The organism is Streptomyces sp. NPDC088554 (assembly GCF_044752945.1).
GTDB lineage: Bacteria > Actinomycetota > Actinomycetes > Streptomycetales > Streptomycetaceae > Streptomyces.
The window spans coordinates 105114-127343 of the sequence record NZ_JBIVMF010000019.1 but is presented as its reverse complement, the minus strand read 5'-3'; the positions used below and the strand labels follow the sequence as shown (position 1 = coordinate 127343).

Here is a 22230-nt window from a genome sequence, read left to right as displayed (position 1 = left end):
TGACGTGCGCACCGGGACGTGCGAGCCCACGGTGTCGGCGGTTCGGCCGCACGGACAACGTTCTTGCCAGGACTCGGGTTCAGCGCGATACGGCAGTGGCCAACGGGAAACCCATCCGACCAGTGGTGATTCGGTTCAGCTGTCCCGACCGCCATCGGTGCGAACGCGGCGCGGCCGTGCGCAAAGCGGGCCGCCAGGCACAGCGTGATGCCCGGCCTGCTTCCAGACCTGGCATCACGCCCCACAGGCAGACGGGCTTGAAAGATCCCGGGATGCCGCGGTACGTCACCTGTACAGGGACGCGTACGCGCACATCGCCACGGGCCCGCGTCGCCAAGAGGACTGGACGCTCGACGTCCTCGCGGTGACGGTCCGGGTCCCGGACCCCCGGGGCTGGGCCCGCGTGGACGACGCGGCACATGGCTCCGAGCACATGGGGTTTCCCACGTACCCGTTCGCCGTCCACCCTCCGGAGTACGTCGCGGGGCGCCTCAGGCGGATCGACCGGGACAGCGCCGAGAACCTGCTCCTGGCCCTCACGGAGGGCGGCTGCACCCTGGCCAACCTCCGGTACTTCGATGAGTCCCCGGACGAACCGCGGGCGATGGCACGCACGATCCTCGCGCGTTACGGGGACGGCGCCGGCTACTCCGCCCATGCCGGCAGGAGCGGCAGCACGCCCGGCACACTGGACTTCACGCTGCGGAGCTTCGGTACAGCCCGCCGAGTGTCCTCCTGGAGGACTGCGGGCTCGTCATCGTCTCGGACACCGGGTCGGTCTGTTCTGGACCTTCTCCGACCAGTGATCCCGTCCACCGTCGGCTCGCTCAGGGCACCGCTCCCGCCACCGCCACGGCTTCGAGCCCGTCACTCCGTTGCGGATCCGGCCGCGGGCGCCCGTACGGTCGGTGTTTCGGCTGCGTTGATCGCCGAGCGGAGTTCCGGGGCCTGCGATGAGGGCTTCCGGGCAAAGCAGTTCATACGGTTAGACTCTCGCGACCGCACGTGGGGAGACCGGGGAGGACGTGGCCCATGGGGCAAGCGAAGAAGATCGTGATGTACGGGCTCACCGTCTTCGTGCTGTACACGATCATCACCGCTCCCGAGCGGTCCGCCGAACTCGTCCAGGTAGGGTTCGAGGGCATTGCCGGTGCCGCTCAGAGCGTCGGGCAGTTCATGACCTCGCTCGTCGGCTGACCGGCCGACATCGCCCCCACCCCCGGTCCGTGTCACCCCTGAGGAGTGCCCCATGATCCGCCACCTGGTCCTGTTCAAGCTCAACGAGGGCGTCTCGCGCGACGAGCCCCGGGTGATCGCCGCGGCGAAGGCTTCCACGGAGCTGGGCGGGGTGGTTCCCGAGGCCGAGTTCTGGGAGTGCGCCTGGAACATCACCGACCGGCCGATCGCCTACGACTTCGCCATCAACTCGGCGGTCGCCGACCGGGACGCGCTCCAGCGCTATCTGGACCACCCGGCCCATCAGGCATGTACCGCACAGTGGCGCGAATTCGCCACCTGGGTGATCGCCGACTACGAGTTCTGAGCCGTCCGCTCCCCCACCCCGCACCCTTTCGGTGCGGGGTTTTTGGGTTTATTACCCCATTTTGACGTCAACACGGTTTTTCCGGGTGCTTGCACACAGTGGACATGTCTTGTGATGCTATGACCGCTTTTGACGGATGAGTTGACGTAGTCGACCGCAAAGGGGTGGCGTAACCGTGCCGGCCAGTACGACACCTCAAGTGCTGCCCCAGAGCCAGCACCCCGACACTGTCATCACCGAGACAGTGGCCGAAACCGTTCCTCAACCCCAGAACCAGAACCAGACCACGACGGTGATCACGCCCGGGACCGGGACCGCGGTCGAGACCGTCGTCGAAACCGCCGTCGAAACCGTCGTCGAAACCGATCCGCCCCGCACCCCGCAGAGCCGCGGCGCCGACACCAGGGCGCTCACCCAGGTCCTCTTCGCCGAGCTGAAGCAGCTGAAGCCCGGCTGCCAGGCGCACTCCCGGGTGCGCGGGGCACTCATCGAGGCGAATCTGCCGCTGGTGCGGTACGCGGCGGCCCGCTTCCGCAGCCGTAACGAGCCCATGGAGGACGTCGTCCAGGTCGGCACCATCGGCCTGATCAACGCCATCGACCGGTTCGACCCCGACCGCGGTGTCCAGTTCCCCACCTTCGCGATGCCGACCGTCGTCGGCGAGATCAAGCGCTACTTTCGGGACAATGTACGGACGGTCCACGTACCGCGTCGGCTCCATGAGCTCTGGGTCCAGGTCACCGGTGCCACCGAGGATCTGACGACGGCTCACGGCCGCTCGCCCACCACCGCCGAGATCGCCGAGCGGCTGAAGATCTCCGAGGACGAGGTGCTGGCCTGCATCGAGGCGGGACGCTCGTACCACGCCGCCTCCCTGGAAGCCGCGCAGGAGGGCGACGGGCTGCCGGGACTGCTGGACCGGCTCGGGTACGAGGACCCCGCGCTGGCCGGGGTCGAACACCGCGACCTGGTTCGCCATCTGCTGGTGCAACTGCCCGAGAGGGAGCAGCGCATCCTGATGCTGCGGTACTACAACAACCTGACGCAGTCACAGATCAGCCAGGAACTGGGCGTTTCCCAGATGCACGTTTCCAGATTGCTCGCCAGAAGTTTCGCCCGGTTGCGATCCGCAAATCGGATCGAGGCGTAACCCTCCCAGGTAAAAACCTGTCAACTCACCCCACCGGACGAAAAGCAGGATACCGCCCCAATAGCGGACGCATCACCCGCCAACTTGTCGACATGTCACTACAGCGTGTTGCCGACATGTGACATTCTGCTGGAACCGCGTTTGCCGCAGTCCCACCGCCGGTATTCAGGTGGAGGCTGCGTTCCTCCGACGGGAGCGGCCGCCGCGACCGTCCGCGACCTCAAGGGGGTGGCATGTCCGTAGAACAGGGCAGCTCGAAGGTGCTCACGCTCACAAAGAGCGCTCCCGAGCCCCATGCGCTCGACCACGTGGTCCAGCCAGTCCGGCCACGTGTGTCCCAGCCTGAAGCCATCGACACACGCACTCTGTCCCGCTCCCTGTTCCTGCGGCTCGCCGTGCTCGAACAGGACAGCCCGGAGCGCGCCTACGTACGTGACACCCTCATCGAGCTGAACCTCCCGCTGGTGCGGTACGCGGCGGCCCGCTTCCGCAGCCGTAACGAACCGATGGAGGACATCGTCCAGGTCGGCACCATCGGCCTGATCAAGGCGATCGACCGGTTCGACTGCGAACGGGGCGTCGAGTTCCCGACGTTCGCGATGCCGACCGTCGTCGGCGAGATCAAGCGCTTCTTCCGGGACACCTCCTGGTCGGTACGGGTCCCGCGCCGGCTCCAGGAGCTGCGCCTCGCGCTGACCAAGGCCAGCGACGAGCTGGCGCAGAAGCTCGACCGTTCGCCGACCGTGCCCGAACTCGCCGTCGTACTGGGCGTGTCCGAGGAGGACGTGGTCGACGGCCTCGCGGTCGGCAACGCGTACACGGCCTCCTCGCTGGACTCGCCCTCCCCCGAGGACGACGGCGGCGAGGGCTCGCTCGCGGACCGGCTGGGCTACGAGGACATGGCGCTGGAAGGCGTCGAGTACCGCGAGTCCCTCAAGCCGCTGCTGGCCAAGCTCCCGCCCCGTGAGCGGCAGATCATCATGCTCCGGTTCTTCGCGAACATGACCCAGTCACAGATCGGCGAGGAGGTCGGCATCTCCCAGATGCATGTCTCGCGGCTGCTGACCCGTACGCTCGCGCAGCTCCGCGAGGGGCTGATCTCGGACTGAGGCACACGGACCCCGCCCACCGTCCACTCCATGTGCCGTGGACGATGTCCCGGGCGGGGTTCGGCCGGAGAGCTGGAGAACCGAAGAAACCGAAGAGACCAAGGAACCGTAAACCGAGGAACCGTAAACCGAGGAACCGGAAAACCGGGGAACCGGAAGCTTCCGCACGGGATCGCTCGGCTCGCCGCCGTCCGACAGAAGCGCCATGCCGTACAGCAGCTCCTTCGGCGCCCGCGCCGTACTACGTCCCCGCCACCGCCGCCCGCCCACGATCCGTCAGCGGAAGGCCAGCCAGGCCACCACGGCCAGGATCACCACGGCCGCGACCGCACCGATGATCACCCCGGGCTTGGGTCCGCTCTGCTGCCGAGGCGTCTGCCTGCGCTGCGGCTCGCCGTCGTCGACGAACGCGCGGAACATCTGAGTGCTGCCCGCCGGGTCAGGAGTTCCCTCGGGTCCCTGCGGAGCATGGGGGTTGTGTGCCATGTGCCAGGACCCTAGCGAACCGCCGGGGCCCCGCCCAACTCCGGTCCCTCTCGCGCCCCTTCCCGGACCTCTCGTACGACCTGTCTCGCCCCTCGCTCGCCCCGCATGACCTCGGTCATGCGAAGCCTTTTGGGTTCCTTTACCGCGATCGGCCCGATTTAGTTTGCCTGCAGCAACCAACTTCCCCTAGGGTTCTATAGTTGCTCCAAGCAACGAAATATCGGGAGGGGCCCATGCCCGCAGCGCGGCGCACATACGCGGAACTGGCCCGACAGCTCAGCGCGATCGGCACCGTGAAGCGCGGCCTCGACCGAGCTCTGCCCGCCGAGTGCCCCGGTGGCGCCGCCGCCGTACTGACCCTGCTGGGACGGCACGGGGAGATGCGGATGAGCCGGCTCGCCGAGCTGCTCGCCGTCGACATGTCGGTCACCAGCAGGCAGGTGGCCCATGTCGCGGAACGTGGCTGGATCGAGCGCATGCCCGACCCCGCCGACAGGCGCTCGCGCATCCTGCGGATCACCCCGGCCGGGCAGGAGCTGCTCGACGAGCTGGCCCGGCGGATCACCGAGGTGTTCGCGTACGCGCTCGACAGCTGGACCGACGACGAGGTCGGACAACTCAACACGATGCTGGACCGGCTCCGCGGCGCCTTCACCGACTGCCGGGACCGGCGTCACGAGGACCCGCGCACCGGCCCGTACACCGGTACGTCCACCCCCCGTACACCCACACCGCACAAGACGTAGGACAAGGAATTCAATGGCTACGACCACACCATCGGGTGTGCGGGGCGGCCACGCCAAGCATGGGGCCGTCCCCGCTGCCGCGACCGGCACGCCGATGACACACCGCCAGATCATGGAGGCCCTGTCCGGGCTGCTGCTGGGCATGTTCGTCGCGATCCTCTCGTCGACGATCGTCTCCAACGCCCTGCCGCACATCATCGCCGACCTCGGCGGCGGCCAGAGCGCCTACACCTGGGTGGTGACCGCGGCGCTGCTGTCGATGACCGCGTCCACCCCGCTGTGGGGCAAGCTCTCCGACCTCTACAGCAAGAAACTGCTGGTCCAGATAGCCCTGGTGATCTACGTCCTGGGCTCCGTGCTGGCCGGTCTCGCGCACAACTCGGGCACGCTGATCGCCCTCCGGGTGGTCCAGGGCATCGGGGTGGGCGGTCTCTCCGCGCTCGCGCAGATCGTCATGGCCGCGATGATCTCCCCGCGCGAGCGCGGCCGGTACAGCGGCTACCTCGGCGCGACCTTCGCCGTCGCGACCGTCGGCGGCCCGCTGCTCGGCGGGGTCATCACCGACACCTCGTGGCTGGGCTGGCGCTGGTGCTTCTACGTCGGCGTACCGTTCGCCGTCATCGCGCTGATCGTCCTTCAGAAGACCCTGAACCTCCCGGTCGTCAAGCGCGAGGTCAAGGTCGACTGGGGCGGTGCCTTCCTCATCAGCGCGGCCGTCTCGCTGCTGCTGGTCTGGGTCACCTTCGCGGGTGACAAGTACGACTGGATCTCCTGGCAGACCTGGACGATGGTCGGTGGATCGATCCTGCTGGGCGCGCTCTTCGTCCTCGTGGAGTCGAGGGCGAGCGAGCCGATCATCCCGCTGCGGCTCTTCCGCAACCGGACGATCACCCTGGCCTCGCTGGCCTCGCTCTTCGTCGGTGTCGCGATGTTCGCCGGGACCGTGTTCTTCAGCCAGTACTTCCAGCTGGCGCGCGGCGAGTCGCCGACCATGTCCGGTGTCATGACCATCCCGATGATCGGTGGTCTGTTCGTCTCCTCGACCGTCTCCGGCATGATCATCACCAAGACGGGCCGCTGGAAGGTCTGGCTGGTCAGCGGTGGTGTGCTGGTGACGGCGGGGCTCGGACTGCTGGGCACCATCCGGTACGACACCCCGTACTGGCACCTGGGCGTCTACATGGCGCTGATGGGCCTCGGCGTCGGCATGATGATGCAGAACCTGGTCCTCGCCACCCAGAACCAGGTCGCCCCCGAGGACCTCGGCTCCGCCAGCTCCACCGTGACCTTCTTCCGCTCCCTGGGCGGCGCGGTCGGCGTCTCGGCGCTGGGCGCGGTGCTCGGCAACCGGGTCACCCACTACGTCACGGACGGCCTGACCGCGCTCGGCCCGCAGGGCGCCGCCCTGGCCAAGTCGAGTGGCGGCGGCGGTATCCCGGACCTGGCCTCGATGCCCGCCCCCCTGCGGCAGGTCATGGAGGTGGCGTACGGACACGGAGTCGGCGACGTCTTCCTCTACTCGGCCCCGGCCGCGCTGGTCGCCTTCCTGCTGACGCTGTTCATCAAGGAGGTCGCGCTGAGGACCCGGGCCGCCGGTCACACCTCCGGTGCCACGGTCCCCGAGAACGCCGCCGCTCCGGTGAAGTCCGTACAAGCTGTTGAGTCTGCGCAGGCCGCGGAGTCCGTGCGGGCCGCGGTGGCCACGGCTCCCGTCCTGCCCCTGCCGGAGGCGCCGGCCGGTACCCCCGTACGCGGTACGGTCCTCGGCGCCGAAGGGGCGGGCGTGCCCCGCGCCGCCGTCACCCTGATCTCGCTGACCGGCCGCCAGCTGGCCCGCGCGGTCGCGCGGCCCGACGGCGGCTACTCGCTGGACGCGCCGGGCCCCGGCTCGTACGTCCTGATCGCCTCCGCCGACGGCTTCCAGCCGCAGGCGTCCACCGTGGTCGTCGGGGACGCGCCGCTGCCGTACGACATCCTGCTCTCCGGTACGAGCGGACTCACCGGCTCCGTGCGCGCGGCCGAGGGCGGGCTGCCCATCGAGGGCGCGATGGTGATCGTGACCGATGTGCGCGGCGATGTGCTGGCCACCGGGAGGACCGCCGGGCAGGGGGAGTTCGCCTTCGGCGAGCTGATCCCCGGCTCGGTGACCGTCGCGGTCAACGCCCCGGGCTACCGCCCGACGGCGCTGCCCGTGGAGATCGGCGGCCAGGGCGCCACCCGGGTCGAGGCCGTCCTGCGCTCCGGCGCCCTGCTCCGGGGCACGGTCAGGGCCGGTGCCGCGCGGCGGCCCGCGTCCGACGCGCGGGTGACGCTGGTCGACGCGGCCGGGAACGTGGTCGCCACGGCGACGACCGGGGAGGACGGGGCGTACGGCTTCACCGACCTGGACTCGGGCGAGTACACCGTCATCGCGACCGGATACCCTCCGGTGGCCGGCTCACTGACGGTCGCCGGCCACGGAGTTGACAGCCATGACATCGAACTGGCGCATCCTGGCGGGTAGTTGGACGCCCGACAGTTCGGCGTCCGGCACCGGGACCCCGGTGGGATCGAGGAGAGAAGGCGATGGGACTTCGCGGACAGGTACGGACGCGGGACGGCTGGGCGGTCCAGCACGCGGTCGTGACCATGACCGACATGAGCGGCGCCCAGGTGCTGCGGACGGCCGCCGACGACGAAGGCCACGTACAGGACGGCTCGGCGCTCGCGCCCGGCCCGTACACCGTGGTCGTCACGGCCGTCGGCTACGCGCCGGTCGCCTCCACCGCGCTGGTCACCAGGACCGGCCGGGCGGAGCTTGGCACGGTGGTGCTGGCCAGACAGGGCGGCGTCGAGCTGCCGCCGGCCGGGGTGTGGAGCATCGACCCGGCGCACTCGTCGGTGGGCGCGGTCGCCCAGCACCTGGGGATCTCCAGCGTGCGCGGGCGGTTCACCGGCTTCGGCGGCCGGATCGAGATCGAGGAGACCGGGGACGGCCAGGAGCGGGCCCACGTCGAGGCCGTCATCCCGGCGGCGACCATCGACACCGGCAACGCACTGCGCGACAAACACCTCAGGTCGCCCGATTTCCTGGACGTGGAGCGGTACCCGGAGATCACGTACAGCAGTACGGGACTGACCCCGGCGGGCCCGGACCGCTGGAAGGTGCACGGCACGCTGACGCTGCACGGGGTCGCGCGCGAGGTGGACCTCGACCTGAGCTATCTGGGCACGGGACCCGACCCGTGGGGCGGGGTACGGGCGGCCTTCCACGCGACGGCGGAGCTGCATCGCGGGGACTTCGCCATCAACTACAACCAGGTGGTGTCGGCGGGCATCGCGGCGATCGGCGCGACCCTGCGGGTGGAGCTGGACATCCAGGCCGTACAGGGGGAGAACCTGCCGGAGGCGTAGCGGTGGGTGTAGCGGTGGGGCGGGGGGACGCGGCGTTAGGCTGCGGGCCATGGCACCGAACATCGCAACGAATACGACCGTGGACCTCGCGGGTCTGCTGGAGTTCGTACGCCCCCGGCACCGGGCGATCCTGCTGACCACCCGTGCGGACGGGCGTCCGCAGGGCTCGCCGCTCTCCTGCGGGGTCGACGACTCGGGGCGGATCGTCGTCTCCACGTACCCCGAGCGCGCCAAGACGCGCAACGCCAAGCGGGACGAGCGGGTGAGTGTGATCGTCCTGTCGGACGACTGGAACGGCCCGTGGGTGCAGGTCGACGGCGTCGCCGAGGTGATCGACTGCCCCGAGTCGGTCGAACCGCTGGTGGAGTACTACCGGAACATCGCGGGCGAGCACCCCGACTGGGACGAGTACCGCGCGGCCATGGTCAAGCAGGGCAAGTCGATCATCCGCGTCACCCCCGAGCGCTGGGGACCGCTGGCCACGGGCGGCTTCCCGGCCCGCCTGGTGCCGTAGAGCCCGCCTGGTGTCGTAGAGCCCGCCTGGTGTCGTAGAGCCCGCCTGGTGCCGTAGAGCCGGTCTCGTGCCGCAGGGCGGGTCTCGTGCCGGTTACCCAGTGCGGTGAGCGCGACTTACGACGCGGCACGGGGCTCGTGAGGCTCGCGGGCGCACATCGCGTCGATGCCCGCGACCAGGAGTTCGAGCGCGAAATCGAAGTCCTGGTCGCGCATCACCTCCACCGAGGCACCGCCGTCCGCCCCCCGCGCGCCCTCCATGTCGGCGAACGCCCCCGCGAGCCGTGGCTGGTCTCCGATCGCCCCCATCGCCCGCCGGAAGTACGCCTCCTGGCTGAGCCCGGCATCGGCGCAGCGCTGCACGAAGTGGCCCTCGACCGTGCCGAATCCGTACACGAACTGGAAGACCGCCGCGATCCCGCCCTGCTCCCGGTGCGGCGGCAGTCCTGTACGGCGGATGACCGCTTGTACGGCGGCGGAGAAGGCCATCGAACGGGGGCCGATGTTCAGGTACTTGCCGATCAGCGGCGAGACCCAGGGGTGGCGGACCAGCAGCGCCCGGTAGCCGACCGCCAGGTCCCGCAGCTGGACGCGCCAGTCGGTGGCGTCGTCGGTGGCCGCGTCGGCCGTCTCGTCGTCGGTGCTCGCGTCGGGGACACGGACCTCGTCGAAGACGGAGTCCAGGGCGAGTTCGAGGAGGTAGTCCTTGGTGTCGACGTACCAGTAGAGCGACATCGCGGTCACCCCCAGCTCGGCGGCGAGCCGGCGCATGGAGAACTTCGCGTGGCCCTCCGCGTCGAGCAGCCGTACCGACACGGCGGTGATGCGGTCGCGGTCGAGCCCGGACGGGTGGGCCGTACCGTCGTCGCCCCTGTTGCTCCTACCGCCCCGGCCCGGAGACCTGCCCTCCAGCCATACGCTGGTACGAATCGGCCGTTCGGCGCTGTCGACTTCCGACACCATGGGGGCCTCCTCGTCTCGTCCGGCCGTTCCGATGCTATGCCGCGCCCGGTCCGCCCAGGGAGGCGGCGGTCGCCGTCGCGCGCTCGGCCCGGCGCAGGAGCAGCGCCGCGAGCAGCCCGCCCGCCAGTACGGCCGCCGCGCCGACCAGTTGGCTCGTCTCCAGCCCCGCGGCGAACGCGTCGGCGATCCGCAGCCGCTCCGTCTCCCCGTCCGCCGCCGCGAGCGCGACGGGCAGCGAGGCCGCGCCCACGGCCGTCGGGACGAGCGCGGCGAAGCGGGAGGTGAGCACGGCGCCCAGGACGGCGACGCCGAGGCCGTTGCCGAACTCGGCGAGCGTGCCGTTGACCGCCGCGCCCACACCCGCCTTCTCCGGCGGGATCGCGCTCATCAGGGCGTTCGCCATGGCGGGCATCGAGAGCGAGACCCCGACGCCCATCACGACCAGGCCGAGCAGCATCCCCGCGTACCCCCGCCCGCCGAGCAGCGCGACGGCCGCGAGTCCGGCGGCGACCAGCGACATCCCGGTGCCGATGGCGCCGGGGGCGCCGAGCCGCCCTACGATCCGCGCGGCGACCCCCGTCAGGTTCAGTACGACGACGGCGATGGCCAGCGGAGCCGTCCGCAGCCCCGCGTCCAGCGGGCCGTACCCCAGGACGAACTGGAGGTGCTGGGTCAGCAGGAAGAGCGAGCCGCTCATCCCGAACGCGACCAGGATCACGCCCCCGACCGCCCCGACGAAGCGCTGGTCGCGGAAGAGGCGCATGTCCAGCATCGGGTACGGGGTCCGCAGCTCCCAGCGCACGAACAGCCCGAGCACCAGCGCCCCGCCGCAGCCCGGGAGCAGCACCTGTCCGGAGGTCCAGCCGTGGTCGGGGCCGGAGATGATCGCGTACACGAGAGCGGTCATCCCGACGGTGGAGAGCAGCGCGCCGAGCAGATCCGGCCGGTCGCCCCGCTTGCTCCGCGACTCCGGTACGAGCGCGGCGACCGCGACCAGGCCCAGGGCCGCGACCGGGATGTTGATCAGGAAGATCGCGCCCCACCAGAAGTGGTCGAGCACGACCCCGCCGAGCAGCGGCCCGGCGGCGAAGCCGAGGGAGTTGACCGTCGACCAGATGCCGATGGCCTTGACGCGTTCCGTCTCGTCGAAGATCTGGACGACGACGGCGAGCGTCGTGGTCGTCAGCAGCGCGCCCCCGACGCCCATTCCGGCGCGGGCGGCGATCAACTGCGCGCTGGACTGGGCGAGTCCGGCGACGAGCGAGCCGATCCCGAACAGCGCGAGCCCGGCGAGCAGCAGCCTCTTGCGGCCGTACCGGTCGGCGGCGTTGCCCGCGGTGAGCAGCAGACCCGCCTGGACCAGCGCGTACGCGTTGATCATCCACTGGATATCGGCGGTGGACGCGTCCAGTTCGCGGGTGAGGGAGGGGATCGCGACGGTGAGGACGGTGTTGTCGAGCATCACGGTGAGCTGGGCGAGGACGATGACACCGAGGATGAGCCAGCGCTGCGGGTGGCGGGTGGGGGCGGTGAGGTTCCGGTTGCTCTCGGCGGCCGTCGCCGTCATGAAAAACTCCTTGTACGGTGTATGGGACTGGCGTCGCCGTACACCGTACAAGGAGTTCTCTTACGCTGTATATCTACTATCTGTCGTTCGGCTTGCCTTCTGTCGTTCGGCTTGGGCTTCTGCGTCAGGTCGTCTTCTGCGTCAGGTCGTAGAGCGTCGTGCCGTCCACGGTGACCTTCTTGAAGTTGGCCTCGACCCAGGTGGTGATGGAGGAGCTGCCGCCCCCGCCGGGGCCGCCGCCGCTGCCCGAGAGGAAGTAGTGGATCTTCCCGTCGGCGACGTACTGCTTGAACTGCGCCAGGGTCGGTGAGGGGTCGCTGCCGTTGAAGCCGCCGATCGCCATGACCGGCTTCTCGGTGGCGAGCTGGTAGCTGGCCGCGTTCTGGGAGCCGATGGCGGCGGCGACCCAGGTGTAGTCGGAGGCGTTCTTCTTGAGCGCGGTCTCGACCTCGGCGCTGACCTTCTGGCCGTTGAGGAGGCCGCCCATACCGCCGCGCTCGCCCGTGCCGCCGCCCATGCCGCCGGGCATTCCGCCGGGCCGCTGCGTGGTGCCGTTCCGGGTGGTGCCGGTGCCGGCCGGGGGCTGGCCCATCTGGCCGCCGCCGCCCGTGGGGGGCTGGCCCATGCCGTTCTGGCCCATGCCGTTCTGGTTCTGGCCGTTCTGGTTCTGGCCGTTCTGGTTCTGGCCGTTCTGGTTCTGGGTGCCCGTACCCGTACCGTTTCCTTGCTGTCCCGTGCCCTGCTGTCCGGGCGGGGTCATGCCACCGCGGCCACCGTCACCGCCGGGGCCACGACCACCGCCCATACCGCCGGGGCCGCCCATGGAGGCAGGGCCCGCCGTGACGATCGAGCCGGTGTGCGCGCTGTTGACCGTGGAGAGCGTGTACGCGAACGGCCCGGCCAGCGAGGCCACGGCCGCGAGACCCGCCGCCGCGATCGCCAGCCTGCGTCCCAGCTTGCCGACGAGCAGCAGACCCGCCGCCGCGAACAGGCCGCCGATCAGGACCGCCCAGCGCAGCCAGGGCAGGTAGTCCGGGGTGCGGGCGAGCAGGACGTACGCCCAGACCGCCGTGGAGCCGGTGACCACCGCGAGCGTCACCGACGCCAGGATGTTGCTCCGCTCCTCCCAGAGCACCGCCACGCCCATGCCGATGACGGCGGCGATGTAGGGGGCCAGCGCCACCGTGTAGTACTGGTGGAAGATGCCGGCCATGAAGCTGAAGACGGCCATCGTCATCAGCATCGCGCTGCCCCACACGAGGAACGCGGAGCGCGCCGTGTCCGTACGGGTGGCCCTGCGGGTGATGACGAGCCCGGCGACGAGCAGCAGCAGCGCGGCGGGCAGCAGCCACGAGATCTGGCCGCCGATCTCCGAGTTGAACATCCGGCCGATGCCGGTCGCGCCCCACTGACCGGTGCTACCGCCGCCCCCGCCCCCGCCGACGCTGCCGGTCTCGTTGCCGTTGATCCGACCGAGGCCGTTGTAGCCGAAGGTCAGCTCAAGGAAGGAGTTGTTCTGCGAACCACCGATGTACGGACGTGAGGACGCGGGCCACAGCTCCACGATCGCGACCCACCAGCCGGCCGAGGCCACCATGGCACCGGCCGACAGGGCGAGCTGGCCGAGCCTGCGACGGAGGGTGGTGGGCGCGCAGACCGCGTACACCAGCGCCAGCGGAGGCAGGATCAGGAACGCCTGGAGCGTCTTCGTCAGAAAGGCGAAGCCGACCGCGACACCCGCCCACACCAGCCACTTGGTCCGCCCGGCCTCCAGCGCGCGGAGCACGCAGTAGACGGTGACGGTCATCAGCAGCGCGAGCAGCGCGTCCGGGTTGTTGAAGCGGAACATCAGCGCCGCGACCGGCGTCAGCGCGAGCACCAGGCCCGCGGTCAGCCCGGCGACGGCGCTGAAGCGACGGCGTACGGCCGCGTACAGCACCGCGACCGTACCGAGCCCCATCAGCACCTCGGGCACCAGGATCTGCCACGAGCCGAGACCGAAGAGGCGTACGGAGAGGGCCATCGGCCAGAGGGCGGCCGGGGGCTTGTCGACGGTGATGGAGTTCGCGGCGTCGGAGGAGCCGAAGAAGAACGCCTTCCAGCTCTCGCTGCCTGCCTGGACGGCCGCGGAGTAGAAGGAGTTGGCGTAACCGGAAGCGCTCAGATTCCAGAGCTGGAGCAGCCCGGTGGCAAGGATCAGCGCGAGGAGCGCCGGGCGCACCCAGGCCGCGTCCTCGGGCCTGCCGCGCCAGAAGCGCGCGGCGCGGCCCACGGCGAGGGGGCGGTCCTGGCTGTCCGCCGCCGGCAGAGCCCCGTCGGGCTGGAGGGTGATGGTCATCGGGCGTTCCTTGAGTAGAGGGCGGCGTTGTCGTCGTCACTGCCGTTGCTGTGGGCGTTGCTGTTGCTGTGGGCGTTGCCGTTGCTGTGGACGGCGGGCGGCGGCGTCCGGTAGCCCGGCCGGAGGTGGCCGGTGTTTTCCGTACGGTCCGTACCGCCGTTTTCCGTACCGCCGTTTTCCGTACAGTCCGCGCCGTGCGCGCTCTCCATGCGCTGCTCCGGGAAGACCCAGGCGCGTAGCAGGAGGAAGCGCAGCACGGTCGCGGCGAGGTTGGCGGTGATGAGTACGGCGAGTTCGGTGGAGTGGGAGGGTGCGCCGGAGGCCGCGTCCAGGGCGGCCAGGGAGCCGCTGGTCAGGGCCAGGCCGATCGCGAAGACGACCAGTCCCTGGGCCTGGTGGCGGACGGCGCGGTCCCGTCCTCGTACCCCGAAGGTGAGCCTCCGGTTGGCGGCGGTGTTGGCTACCGCGGAAATCAGCAGCGCAAACGCATTGGCGAGTTGTGGCCCCGCCATGGACCTGAAGCCGGAGTAGAGGAGAAGATAGAAGAGCGTGGACAGGGCGCCCACGACACAGAAGCCGACAAGTTGCCGCGCGAGACCGCGCGGAACTCCCCCGATCCGGCGATCCCTCGGGTCATCCCCGAAGGGCCTCGACAGCCGGTCCAAAGGCAGGGCGCCCACCGCCAACGCCCTCCCCACCCGCCAGACGCCCTTGAGATCCTCAGTCGCAGTCTTGACGATGTGCACCGTGCTGTTCGGGTCATCGACCCAGTCGACCGGCACCTCGTGGATCCGCAGTCCGGCGCGTTCGGCGAGGACGAGCATTTCCGTGTCGAAGAACCAGCCGGTGTCCTCGACCATCGGCAGCAGCCGCTGCGCGACGTCCCTGCGTATGGCCTTGAAGCCGCACTGCGCGTCGCTGAACCGAGCGGACAGAGAGGACTTGAGAATGAGGTTGTAGGCCCGCGAGATGAACTCGCGCTTCGTACCGCGCACGACCCGCGACGAGCGGGACAGCCGCGACCCGATCGCCAGATCGGAGTGGCCCGAGATCAGCGGTGCCACCAGCGGCAGCAGCGCGTTGAGGTCGGTGGACAGGTCCACGTCCATATAGGCCAGGACGGGTGAGTCGGAATGCGACCAGACCGTGCGGAGCGCCCTGCCACGGCCCTTCTCCTCCAGGCGGTAGGACCGCACCTCGGGAATCGACGAGTCGAGCCGGGCGGCCACATCGGGTGTGCGGTCGGTGCTCGCGTTGTCGGCGATCGTGATGCGGAAGCTGTAGGGGAAGGTGCGGGCGAGATGGTCGTGCAGGCGCCGCACACATGGTTCGAGGTCCTGCTCCTCGTTGTAGACGGGGATCGTCACGTCAAGCACGGGGGCATCGGTCACCTCGACCGGGAGATGCTCCCGGGCCGGGAGAGTGCCCCATGAAGTGTCGGTTCGCATGATTCGAGATTCGCGACCCGCGCTGTCATGGCCGTGTGGTGAGCCTGTGGCCAGTCTGTGATTCGGGACCGTCGTGCCCGTCCACCCCGGACCCCTGCGGGACCTGCGGTGTCTGTGGTTCCTGTGAGGCGTACGGGGCCTGCGAGGAGTACGGAGGCTGGGCCGGTGATCGCGCCCGGGGCTGCGACTACGACTGGGACTGGGACTACGCCTGGGGCCGCGCCTGGGGCCGCGCCTGGGCTGCGCCGGGGACTGCGACTGCGACTGCGACTACGGCTGGGACTGTGCCCGGGGCTGGGACTGTGGCTGTGGCTGTGGGAAGGCAGCCGTGTCCTCCGCGTCCGCGTCGGCCTCGGTTCCGAAGACGGCTGCGGACGGAGGCGCGGCCGGGAGGCATACGGAGAAGACCGTCCGGCCGGGCACGCTCTCCACACTCACGGTGCCGCCGTGGGCGGTCACGACCGCCTGGACGATCGCGAGCCCGAGACCGGTGGAGCCGGCCGCGCGGGAGCGCGACGCGTCACCGCGCGCGAAGCGTTCGAAGACATGGGGAAGGAGCGAAGGAGGAATGCCCGGACCGTCGTCCTGCACTTCGAGCAGCACGGAGGAGCGGCCGACCTGGACCCCACCGCCGTCCGGCCCGGCGACCCGGCGGACGCGTGCGATGACGGTGGTGCCGGGCGGGGTGTGCGTACGGGCGTTGGCGAGCAGATTGACGAGCACCTGGTGGAGACGGGGCGCGTCGCCGCGTACAGAAACCTCGGGTCCGTCCGGTTCCGGCAGCTCAAGGCGCCAGTGGTGGTCCTGCCCCGCGGCATGGGCATCGCTCACGGCGTCCACGACCAGTGGGGAGAGATCGGTGTTCTCGTACGAGAGCGGGCGTCCCGCGTCGAGCCGCGCCAGCAGCAGCAGGTCCTCGACCAGGCCCGTCATCCGCTCCGCCTCGGCCTCGATACGGCCGAGCGCGTACCGGGTGTCGGGGCCGGTGTCCTCGCGGCCGCGCCGGGTCAGCTCGGCGTACCCGCGGATCGAGGCCAGGGGGGTGCGCAGTTCATGGCCGGCGTCCGCGACGAACTGCCGTACGCGTGTCTCGCTCTGCTGCCTCGCGGCGAGCGCCGAGCCGACATGTCCCAGCATCCGGTTGAGCGCCGCGCCGACCTGCCCGACCTCGGTGCGGGGATCGGCCTCCGCGTCCGGGACCCGTACCAGCGGGGCCACCTCGCCACTGTGCAGCGGAAGTTCGGAGACCCGGGTCGCGGTGTTGGCGACCCGCCTGAGCGGTCGCAGCGCGACCCCGACCAGGGCGCCACCGGCGATCCCGGCGGCGGTCAGCCCGGCGAGGGTGACACAGATCTCCACGATCACCAGGGTCCTCAGGTTCTCCTGCACATCGGTAAGAGGGACACCGATGAGGAAGTCGCCGCGGAAGCCGCTGATGTACTCGACCCGGTAGTCGCCGAGGCCGGGCAGAGTGACCGTGGTGGTCGTCTTCTCCCTGTGCGGGACGGTGGCGAGGGCCGCCTCCTGTGCCGCGCTGAGCGTTTTCGGCGCGACCCTCGGGCCTGTCGTGCCGTTCTCCGTGTCGGTGCTGCGCAGCGCCTGGCTGATCTTGCCGTCCGTCACCTCGGCACCGACGGTGTTGACCGGCGCACCGCCACCCAGGGCGATCTTCAGCGGGTTCTCGCCGTCCATCTGCCCGAACGGTCCCTCAGGGGCACCGTTCGGCGGCCCGGCCGCGCGCTTGGCGATGGAGTACACCTGGTCATCCAGCTGGTTGTACAGGTTGGACCGGAAGACGATCGTCGTGACCGCCCCGATCACCGACGCCACGACCGCGATCAGCACGACCGCCGACACAACCAGCCGGGTCCGCAGCGACCAGCGCCGCCCGGCCCCGCCGATGCCCGTGTCCGTACCCCTCGTACCGCTCATCGGAGGGTGTCGCCGGGCTGCTCACCGGGCTTGATCAGATAGCCCGCGCCCCGCCGGGTGTGGATCATCGGCGGGCGGCCCGCGTCGATCTTCCGGCGCAGATAGGAGATGTACAGCTCGACGACGTTGGCCTGGCCTCCGAAGTCGTACGACCACACCCGGTCGAGGATCTGCGCCTTGCTGAGCACCCGGCGCGGATTGCGCATCAGGTAGCGCAGCAGCTCGAACTCGGTCGCGGTCAGATGGATGGACTGCCCGGCCCGGGTGACGTCGTGGCTGTCCTCGTCCAGCGTCAGATCCCCGACGACCAGCATCGACTCGCTCTGTACGGTGGCCGCGCCGGACCGCCGGATCAGCCCGCGCAGCCGGGCCACGACCTCCTCCAGGCTGAACGGCTTGGTGACATAGTCGTCACCGCCCGCGGTCAGTCCGGCGATCCGGTCCTCCACGGAGTCCTTCGCGGTGAGGAAGAGGACGGGCACCTGCGGCAGATCGCGCCGCAGCCGGCCCAGCACCGCCAGCCCGTCCATGTCGGGCAGCATCACGTCCAGCACCACCGCGTCCGGCCGGAACTCCCGCGCCGCACGCGTGGCCCCGGCGCCGTCGCCCGCGCTGCGGACCTCCCACCCCTCGTACCGCAGAGCCATGGACAGCAGCTCGGTGAGCGAGGCCTCGTCGTCGACGACGAGCACACGGACGGGGCTCCCGTCCGGCCTGAGCATTTCGGTGCGCCCGCGGGGCGAGGTGATGGTCATGGTGCCCACACTGGGGAAGTCCCCTGAGAGTCGGCTTTCCACTTCCTGTGATTTCCCTGAGAAAACACACAGGCACCGCACAGAAACCGCGCGAAGCCCCCCAGACTCCCCCCAGGCAGCCCACCTCAGGAGCCCTGAAAACCCCCTTCAGAAAAGCCCGTCCTGCACACCGCCGCCGTCCGCGTCCCCCAGGGGATACGTGGGGGCGGGTCGTACGGGAACGGTGATCCCGAGCCCGACGGCGGCCCCGGCCAGCTCCCACCCCCGGATGAGCCGCGTGTCGAGAACGACCGGCCCTCTGTCCCCCGAACCGTCCCCGGGTTCGAGATACAGATCGGGCCCGGCCGCCGCGATCAGCCGACCGCTGACGCACCCGCCGTCGACCAGCTCGCTCACCACACCCGAGGCCGTCCCCGCCAGCGCCGCCACCCCGAACACCCCGGCGTGGTCCACCGCCTCGAACGCGATCCGCTCCAGCGACTCCGGCCAGCCGCGCCCCTCCAGGGCGACCACCCGCCCGTACAGAAGTTCGATCTCGCGGATGCGTTCCTCCCGCGCCGGCAGTACGGCCCTGACGGCCCGCTTCCGGGCATACGGGATACGGTCCGGCACGCCCAGCGCGCTGCGCAGCAGCTCCTCGGTCCGGCGCGCGGCCATCAGCGGGCCGCGCCCCAGCCAGCTGAACGCTACCGCGCCCTGCTCCAACAGCCGCGCGGGGCCGCGCTGTTCGGCGGTGATCCCGACCTTGACCATCCCGGGCCCGAACCACGCGAGATAGACGCGATAGGTGCGGGGATCATCGGCGACGGTGTCGGCGGCCACCGAGTGCGCCCGCTCCAGCCGCGCGCACTCACGGCACCGCGCGCCCGTACTCCGCGCGGCGACCGGCGCCCCCAGGGGGCACACGTTGCCCCGGGCCCCGACACACCCCCGCGCCCCGATCGCGCGGAACCCCAGCTCACGCCCGTACCGCAGGACGCTCTCCCGCCGCTCCCCGCCACCGGCCCGCCGCCACACCAGTACGGGCGCGGCGTCCGCCCACCGAAGCCCTTCGCAGCGCCATGCCATAGGCACCCAACCTACTCTTCGATGATCGAACGGCTGGCAGAATGACCGCCGTAAGCGGCCCCGCGAGCGGCCACCGGCAGCGAGGCGACGCGGAGGCGATCCGGATGGATACGCAGTTCATACGGTTCCAGGGCACGGTCCAGAGCCCGCTCGGCCACTTCCCCGGCGTCTTCGCCCTGGCCAACGGCCTGGAGCGGGACGGCCTCCTGACCGACGAGGAGCGGCGGATCTGGCGGGAGGGCAACGACTGGTACGACGCCCACTACCCCGACCCGTCGGCCGTCGACCCCTACGCGTACGACCCCGAGGTGAACCCCGGCGCGGTCGCCTGGTTCAAGTCCTCCGCCGAGGAACTGATCAAGCGCGTGGACCGCTACCTGGACATCCTCGCGGCACACGACGTCGAGTGCCGCATGGTGCGCTCCCCGGACCCCGGCAGGATCGTCTACGAGGACGAGTACCAGATCCTCGTGGTCCCCCACCTCCAACCCCGCCCCGCCCAACGCCCCCCGACCAACCTCCCCTCGGCCTGACGCCCCGGGCCGGGCGCCCCCCTGGCGTGATGCACAACGCCCCGCCCGAAGCGCTGGAACTCCTCAGCGAACATGCCTGCCGGGAGATCCCACGGGCCTTCCCCGAGGCCGACCTTCTCCAGACCTTGCGCCGAGCGCTGGGCGGGGCGGGCGATGGGCCTCAGGAGCAGCCGGAGGAAATCTCCCGGAAGTTGTCGTAGTGATCGTCCGTGTACCAGACCACACGCGTCCCGGGGTCCCGGACGAGCCGCTCGGCGTCGCGGTGCCGACCAGGCAGGCGCGGGTTGACGTCGTACTCGCGATAACGACCGGCCTGGGGCAGATCGCCGCTGCGGTTGCCGTAACGGTTACTGCCCCGGATGACGAGGTTCGTATTCGCCACCGGATAGTCCCGGGCCCGATCGGCCTCCGGCCAATTCAGCTCCTTCCACACCTCGCAGGCCTCCTTCACCTGTCCCGGGAACGCCTCGACGGGCAGAGCCGGTTCAAGCACATCAGCCGGACGGACCACGGCGGTCGCCGAAGACATCGAGGGCACCGTGGGGACGGCGACAGCGGTCAGAAACAGGGCAGCGGCAGCAGTGCGCCGCAGAAAACGGAATGTAGTCACCCCCTGTGCAACAGACCAGGCCCCCCGAAGACACGCGAAACCACCCACTCGGCCGACAGGGCTCCAGCACCTTCGCCCCGCCAGGGGGAGACCGGGGGGGAGACCCGGCAGGGCGAAGGCAACGCAGCAGAAGCAGCCGCAGAGATGGCGGCTACCGGACGAAGCACCCGCTCACCGCAACGCGTCTCTCACGACACGCCTCACCACACACCTCACGGCGCGACAAGCCACCTCTGGAACCGGCTGTTGGTCTTCGTCTCCAGCCTCACCTGGCTGTTGTCCCCCGTGGCCGCGATGACCTCACCCGTGTTCGAGGCGCGCGCGATCAGGGTGTCGTCACCCTCCACCACCAGCTTCCACCGCTGGGACGGGGTGAACTGATTGCACACCGCCATGGCCACCGGCTCCCCCGTGGACGAGGGAGCCTGGAGGCACCTGCCCCGGGCCGCGTCCCTGAGCTGCACCCCGCCCGTGACAGGCGTCTCGGTCCAGCGCTGGTACCCCGACCCGTTGGGCGCCCAGGTGATGGCGTTGCCCCCGAAGGAGTTCGAGTCGAGCATCTGCCCGACCGCCTCGTTGTAGAGCGAGTACGTCTGTGCCGCCGGCGCCGCCTCAACGGCCGCCTGACTCGCGGGCGCCATCCATCCCCCCAGCACCAGCGCCGAAGCCCCGAGCGCAACCGCGGTCTTCCCCAAGCTGAACATTTCATTCCCCTTCCCTTTAATTCCTCCGCGCTTTCGCACGAGCCTTCGCACGAAGCGAGCTTTCACACGGAGGAATTCGCGGACCGTGCTTGACAAGAACGGTAACCAGCGCCACCCCCGGCACGGAAGGCTCATCACTCGAATAGGTTCATTACCTCCACTTTGTCAATTAATTCCAAAAAATCACATCGTTCACGATTCACGAATCATATAACCCGAAGAAATAATCACAAACCCAGCAGCCAACCGCCGACCACCGGCACCGGCCATCATCTCGAACATATTCGAGAAGCGCCGACGATTTTCCGCTCCGTCAACAACGAACTCTTGACCGCCGGCTACCGCCCCCGGGAGCATTGCGCAGCCCGGCAACGGGTGGTCATGAGAGAGAGGACCAGACCATGGAGGTCACCACACCGGCAGAGGAAAACCCGTTCAGCGACTGGTGGGCCACGTACGGACAGCGGATAAAACGCAGTTGAGGGGGAAGCGATGCGGACACTGCGGAAGACATCCGACCCCATTCCCGAAACTCCCGCAGATTGGTCACGCCCCGATACGCGCCCTAGAAGGAGGCCAAGGTCTTCCATCCCTTCTCGACCGAGCTCGGCCCATTACGGACCTTTGTCCGGCTCGGGTCGTTCGGGTCATCGCCGAGGATGATCCGGACCCACTCATTTCCGTGGAACACCCAGAACTGGTGCGGCTGCTGGTCGGGGACCGGAAGCACTGCATCAATCCTGGCCCACGTGGTCTTGCTGTACAGCTCACCCCATTCCTCGAAATCACGGACCTCTCCATGGAGCTTGCTGTAGTCCGGGTGCATGTCGGGGAACTCGACGCGCGCCCACTTACGCCCGGAGAACACCCAGAAGTGGTGAGCATGCCCCGGGATCGGGATGAACGCGTCGACGTGGTGGAACCCGGCTTCTTTCAGGCACTTGCACACATCGATGGGCAGGGCCGCGTACAAGGTCCCCGTTCCCCGCGCCGAGATATACGTGAACTGATATCCGGAGAAGGCCCAGAACTGGTCATCGACATCTGTAACCGGGATGACCGCGTCAACACGGGTGAAATCGACTTTACGGCTGGCCAGTTCCTGGAATTTGGACAGCGGAGTCGGTTCGATGTAGATCGTGTCCTCGTGCGGTTCGCCGTCAGAGATGGTCACCACCCCCGTGCTGTACCCGGCGAAGAAGCGGTATGCGTCTCCGCCGAAATGCAATGTGGCATCGAGATAGTTGGCCATGTCTGAAACTCCCTGGGTAAGGCCCGCACAGAACGGCGCGTGCCAGTGACCCCGAGGTTTGCATCCCGTGGGCAGGAAAAACGTTTCGTATCACCTATAGCCACCTGGAAGAATGATCCC

The 22230-nt window shown here is 69.6% G+C and carries 20 protein-coding genes; 9 read left to right on the top strand and 11 right to left on the bottom strand.

The window, feature by feature from the left end; translation table 11 throughout:
- Window positions 1-1032 precede the first annotated feature (1032 nt).
- The 4 genes from ACIP8W_RS22630 to ACIP8W_RS22615 all read left to right on the top strand — a co-directional run bounded on the left by ACIP8W_RS22630 (window position 1033) and on the right by ACIP8W_RS22615 (window position 3802).
- Window positions 1033-1197 carry a hypothetical protein gene (locus tag ACIP8W_RS22630; RefSeq protein ID WP_401954678.1) on the top strand — a complete coding sequence of 55 codons (165 nt, stop codon included), beginning with the start codon at window positions 1033-1035 and terminating at the stop codon, window positions 1195-1197.
- A 52-nt stretch (window positions 1198-1249) separates the two neighbouring features.
- Window positions 1250-1543, top strand: a complete 294-nt coding sequence (locus tag ACIP8W_RS22625; RefSeq protein ID WP_401954680.1) for a Dabb family protein — start codon at window positions 1250-1252, stop codon at window positions 1541-1543.
- A 175-nt stretch (window positions 1544-1718) separates the two neighbouring features.
- Window positions 1719-2693, top strand: a complete 975-nt coding sequence (locus tag ACIP8W_RS22620; RefSeq protein ID WP_402204338.1) for an RNA polymerase sigma factor SigF — start codon at window positions 1719-1721, stop codon at window positions 2691-2693.
- 233 nt (window positions 2694-2926) lie between these two features.
- Window positions 2927-3802, top strand: a complete 876-nt coding sequence (locus ACIP8W_RS22615) for an RNA polymerase sigma factor SigF (protein ID WP_401954683.1) — start codon at window positions 2927-2929, stop codon at window positions 3800-3802.
- Window positions 3803-4078: 276 nt separating this feature from the next.
- Here ACIP8W_RS22615 and ACIP8W_RS22610 read toward each other — a convergent pair whose 3' ends face one another.
- Entirely contained in the window at window positions 4079-4288 is a 210-nt protein-coding gene (locus ACIP8W_RS22610) for a hypothetical protein (RefSeq protein ID WP_401954686.1), read from the bottom strand.
- A gap of 233 nt (window positions 4289-4521) precedes the next feature.
- Between ACIP8W_RS22610 and ACIP8W_RS22605 the strand changes: the two genes are divergently transcribed.
- The 4 genes from ACIP8W_RS22605 (at window position 4522) to ACIP8W_RS22590 (ending at window position 8941) form a co-directional block, all read left to right on the top strand.
- A complete protein-coding gene (locus ACIP8W_RS22605; RefSeq protein ID WP_402204335.1) occupies window positions 4522-5034 on the top strand; it encodes a MarR family winged helix-turn-helix transcriptional regulator in 513 nt (170 codons plus the stop codon).
- Between the two features lie 13 nt (window positions 5035-5047).
- On the top strand, window positions 5048-7537 hold the full coding sequence (locus ACIP8W_RS22600; protein WP_402204333.1) for an MFS transporter: 2490 nt from the start codon (window positions 5048-5050) through the stop codon (window positions 7535-7537).
- 62 nt (window positions 7538-7599) lie between these two features.
- On the top strand, window positions 7600-8427 hold the full coding sequence (locus ACIP8W_RS22595; RefSeq protein ID WP_401954694.1) for a YceI family protein: 828 nt from the start codon (window positions 7600-7602) through the stop codon (window positions 8425-8427).
- Window positions 8428-8476: 49 nt separating this feature from the next.
- Entirely contained in the window at window positions 8477-8941 is a 465-nt protein-coding gene (locus ACIP8W_RS22590; protein WP_401954697.1) for a PPOX class F420-dependent oxidoreductase, read from the top strand.
- 116 nt (window positions 8942-9057) lie between these two features.
- Here the strand turns inward: ACIP8W_RS22590 and ACIP8W_RS22585 are convergent, their stop codons facing one another.
- The 7 genes from ACIP8W_RS22585 to ACIP8W_RS22555 form a co-directional block, all read right to left on the bottom strand.
- A complete protein-coding gene (locus tag ACIP8W_RS22585; RefSeq protein ID WP_402204331.1) occupies window positions 9058-9903 on the bottom strand; it encodes a TetR/AcrR family transcriptional regulator in 846 nt (281 codons plus the stop codon).
- A 34-nt stretch (window positions 9904-9937) separates the two neighbouring features.
- The gene (locus ACIP8W_RS22580; RefSeq protein ID WP_402204329.1) at window positions 9938-11470 is read right to left on the bottom strand and encodes an MFS transporter; all 1533 of its coding nucleotides are present in this window, start codon (window positions 11468-11470) and stop codon (window positions 9938-9940) included.
- A 124-nt stretch (window positions 11471-11594) separates the two neighbouring features.
- Window positions 11595-13808: a glycosyltransferase family 39 protein gene (locus ACIP8W_RS22575; RefSeq protein WP_402204327.1), complete on the bottom strand. Its 2214-nt coding sequence runs from the start codon at window positions 13806-13808 to the stop codon at window positions 11595-11597.
- A complete protein-coding gene (locus ACIP8W_RS22570) occupies window positions 13805-15256 on the bottom strand; it encodes a glycosyltransferase (RefSeq protein ID WP_402147231.1) in 1452 nt (483 codons plus the stop codon). Before ACIP8W_RS22570 ends, ACIP8W_RS22575 begins: the two co-directional genes overlap by 4 nt.
- 270 nt (window positions 15257-15526) lie before the next feature.
- A complete protein-coding gene (locus ACIP8W_RS22565; protein ID WP_401954711.1) occupies window positions 15527-17188 on the bottom strand; it encodes a sensor histidine kinase in 1662 nt (553 codons plus the stop codon).
- The gene (locus ACIP8W_RS22560) at window positions 17185-17943 is read right to left on the bottom strand and encodes a response regulator transcription factor (RefSeq protein WP_401954714.1); all 759 of its coding nucleotides are present in this window, start codon (window positions 17941-17943) and stop codon (window positions 17185-17187) included. The genes ACIP8W_RS22565 and ACIP8W_RS22560 overlap by 4 nt, the downstream gene beginning before the upstream one ends.
- A gap of 147 nt (window positions 17944-18090) precedes the next feature.
- Window positions 18091-19011, bottom strand: a complete 921-nt coding sequence (locus ACIP8W_RS22555; protein WP_401954999.1) for a DUF2797 domain-containing protein — start codon at window positions 19009-19011, stop codon at window positions 18091-18093.
- Window positions 19012-19115: 104 nt separating this feature from the next.
- Between ACIP8W_RS22555 and ACIP8W_RS22550 the strand changes: the two genes are divergently transcribed.
- Window positions 19116-19544, top strand: coding sequence for a hypothetical protein (locus ACIP8W_RS22550; protein WP_401955001.1), 429 nt, complete (start codon window positions 19116-19118; stop codon window positions 19542-19544).
- A gap of 160 nt (window positions 19545-19704) precedes the next feature.
- Here the strand turns inward: ACIP8W_RS22550 and ACIP8W_RS22545 are convergent, their stop codons facing one another.
- From ACIP8W_RS22545 to ACIP8W_RS22535, 3 genes are all read right to left on the bottom strand, one after another.
- Window positions 19705-20073: a ribonuclease domain-containing protein gene (locus ACIP8W_RS22545; protein WP_401954717.1), complete on the bottom strand. Its 369-nt coding sequence runs from the start codon at window positions 20071-20073 to the stop codon at window positions 19705-19707.
- 293 nt (window positions 20074-20366) lie between these two features.
- Window positions 20367-20858: an RICIN domain-containing protein gene (locus ACIP8W_RS22540; RefSeq protein ID WP_401954719.1), complete on the bottom strand. Its 492-nt coding sequence runs from the start codon at window positions 20856-20858 to the stop codon at window positions 20367-20369.
- A gap of 565 nt (window positions 20859-21423) precedes the next feature.
- On the bottom strand, window positions 21424-22110 hold the full coding sequence (locus ACIP8W_RS22535; protein WP_402204324.1) for a hypothetical protein: 687 nt from the start codon (window positions 22108-22110) through the stop codon (window positions 21424-21426).
- Window positions 22111-22230 lie beyond the last annotated feature (120 nt).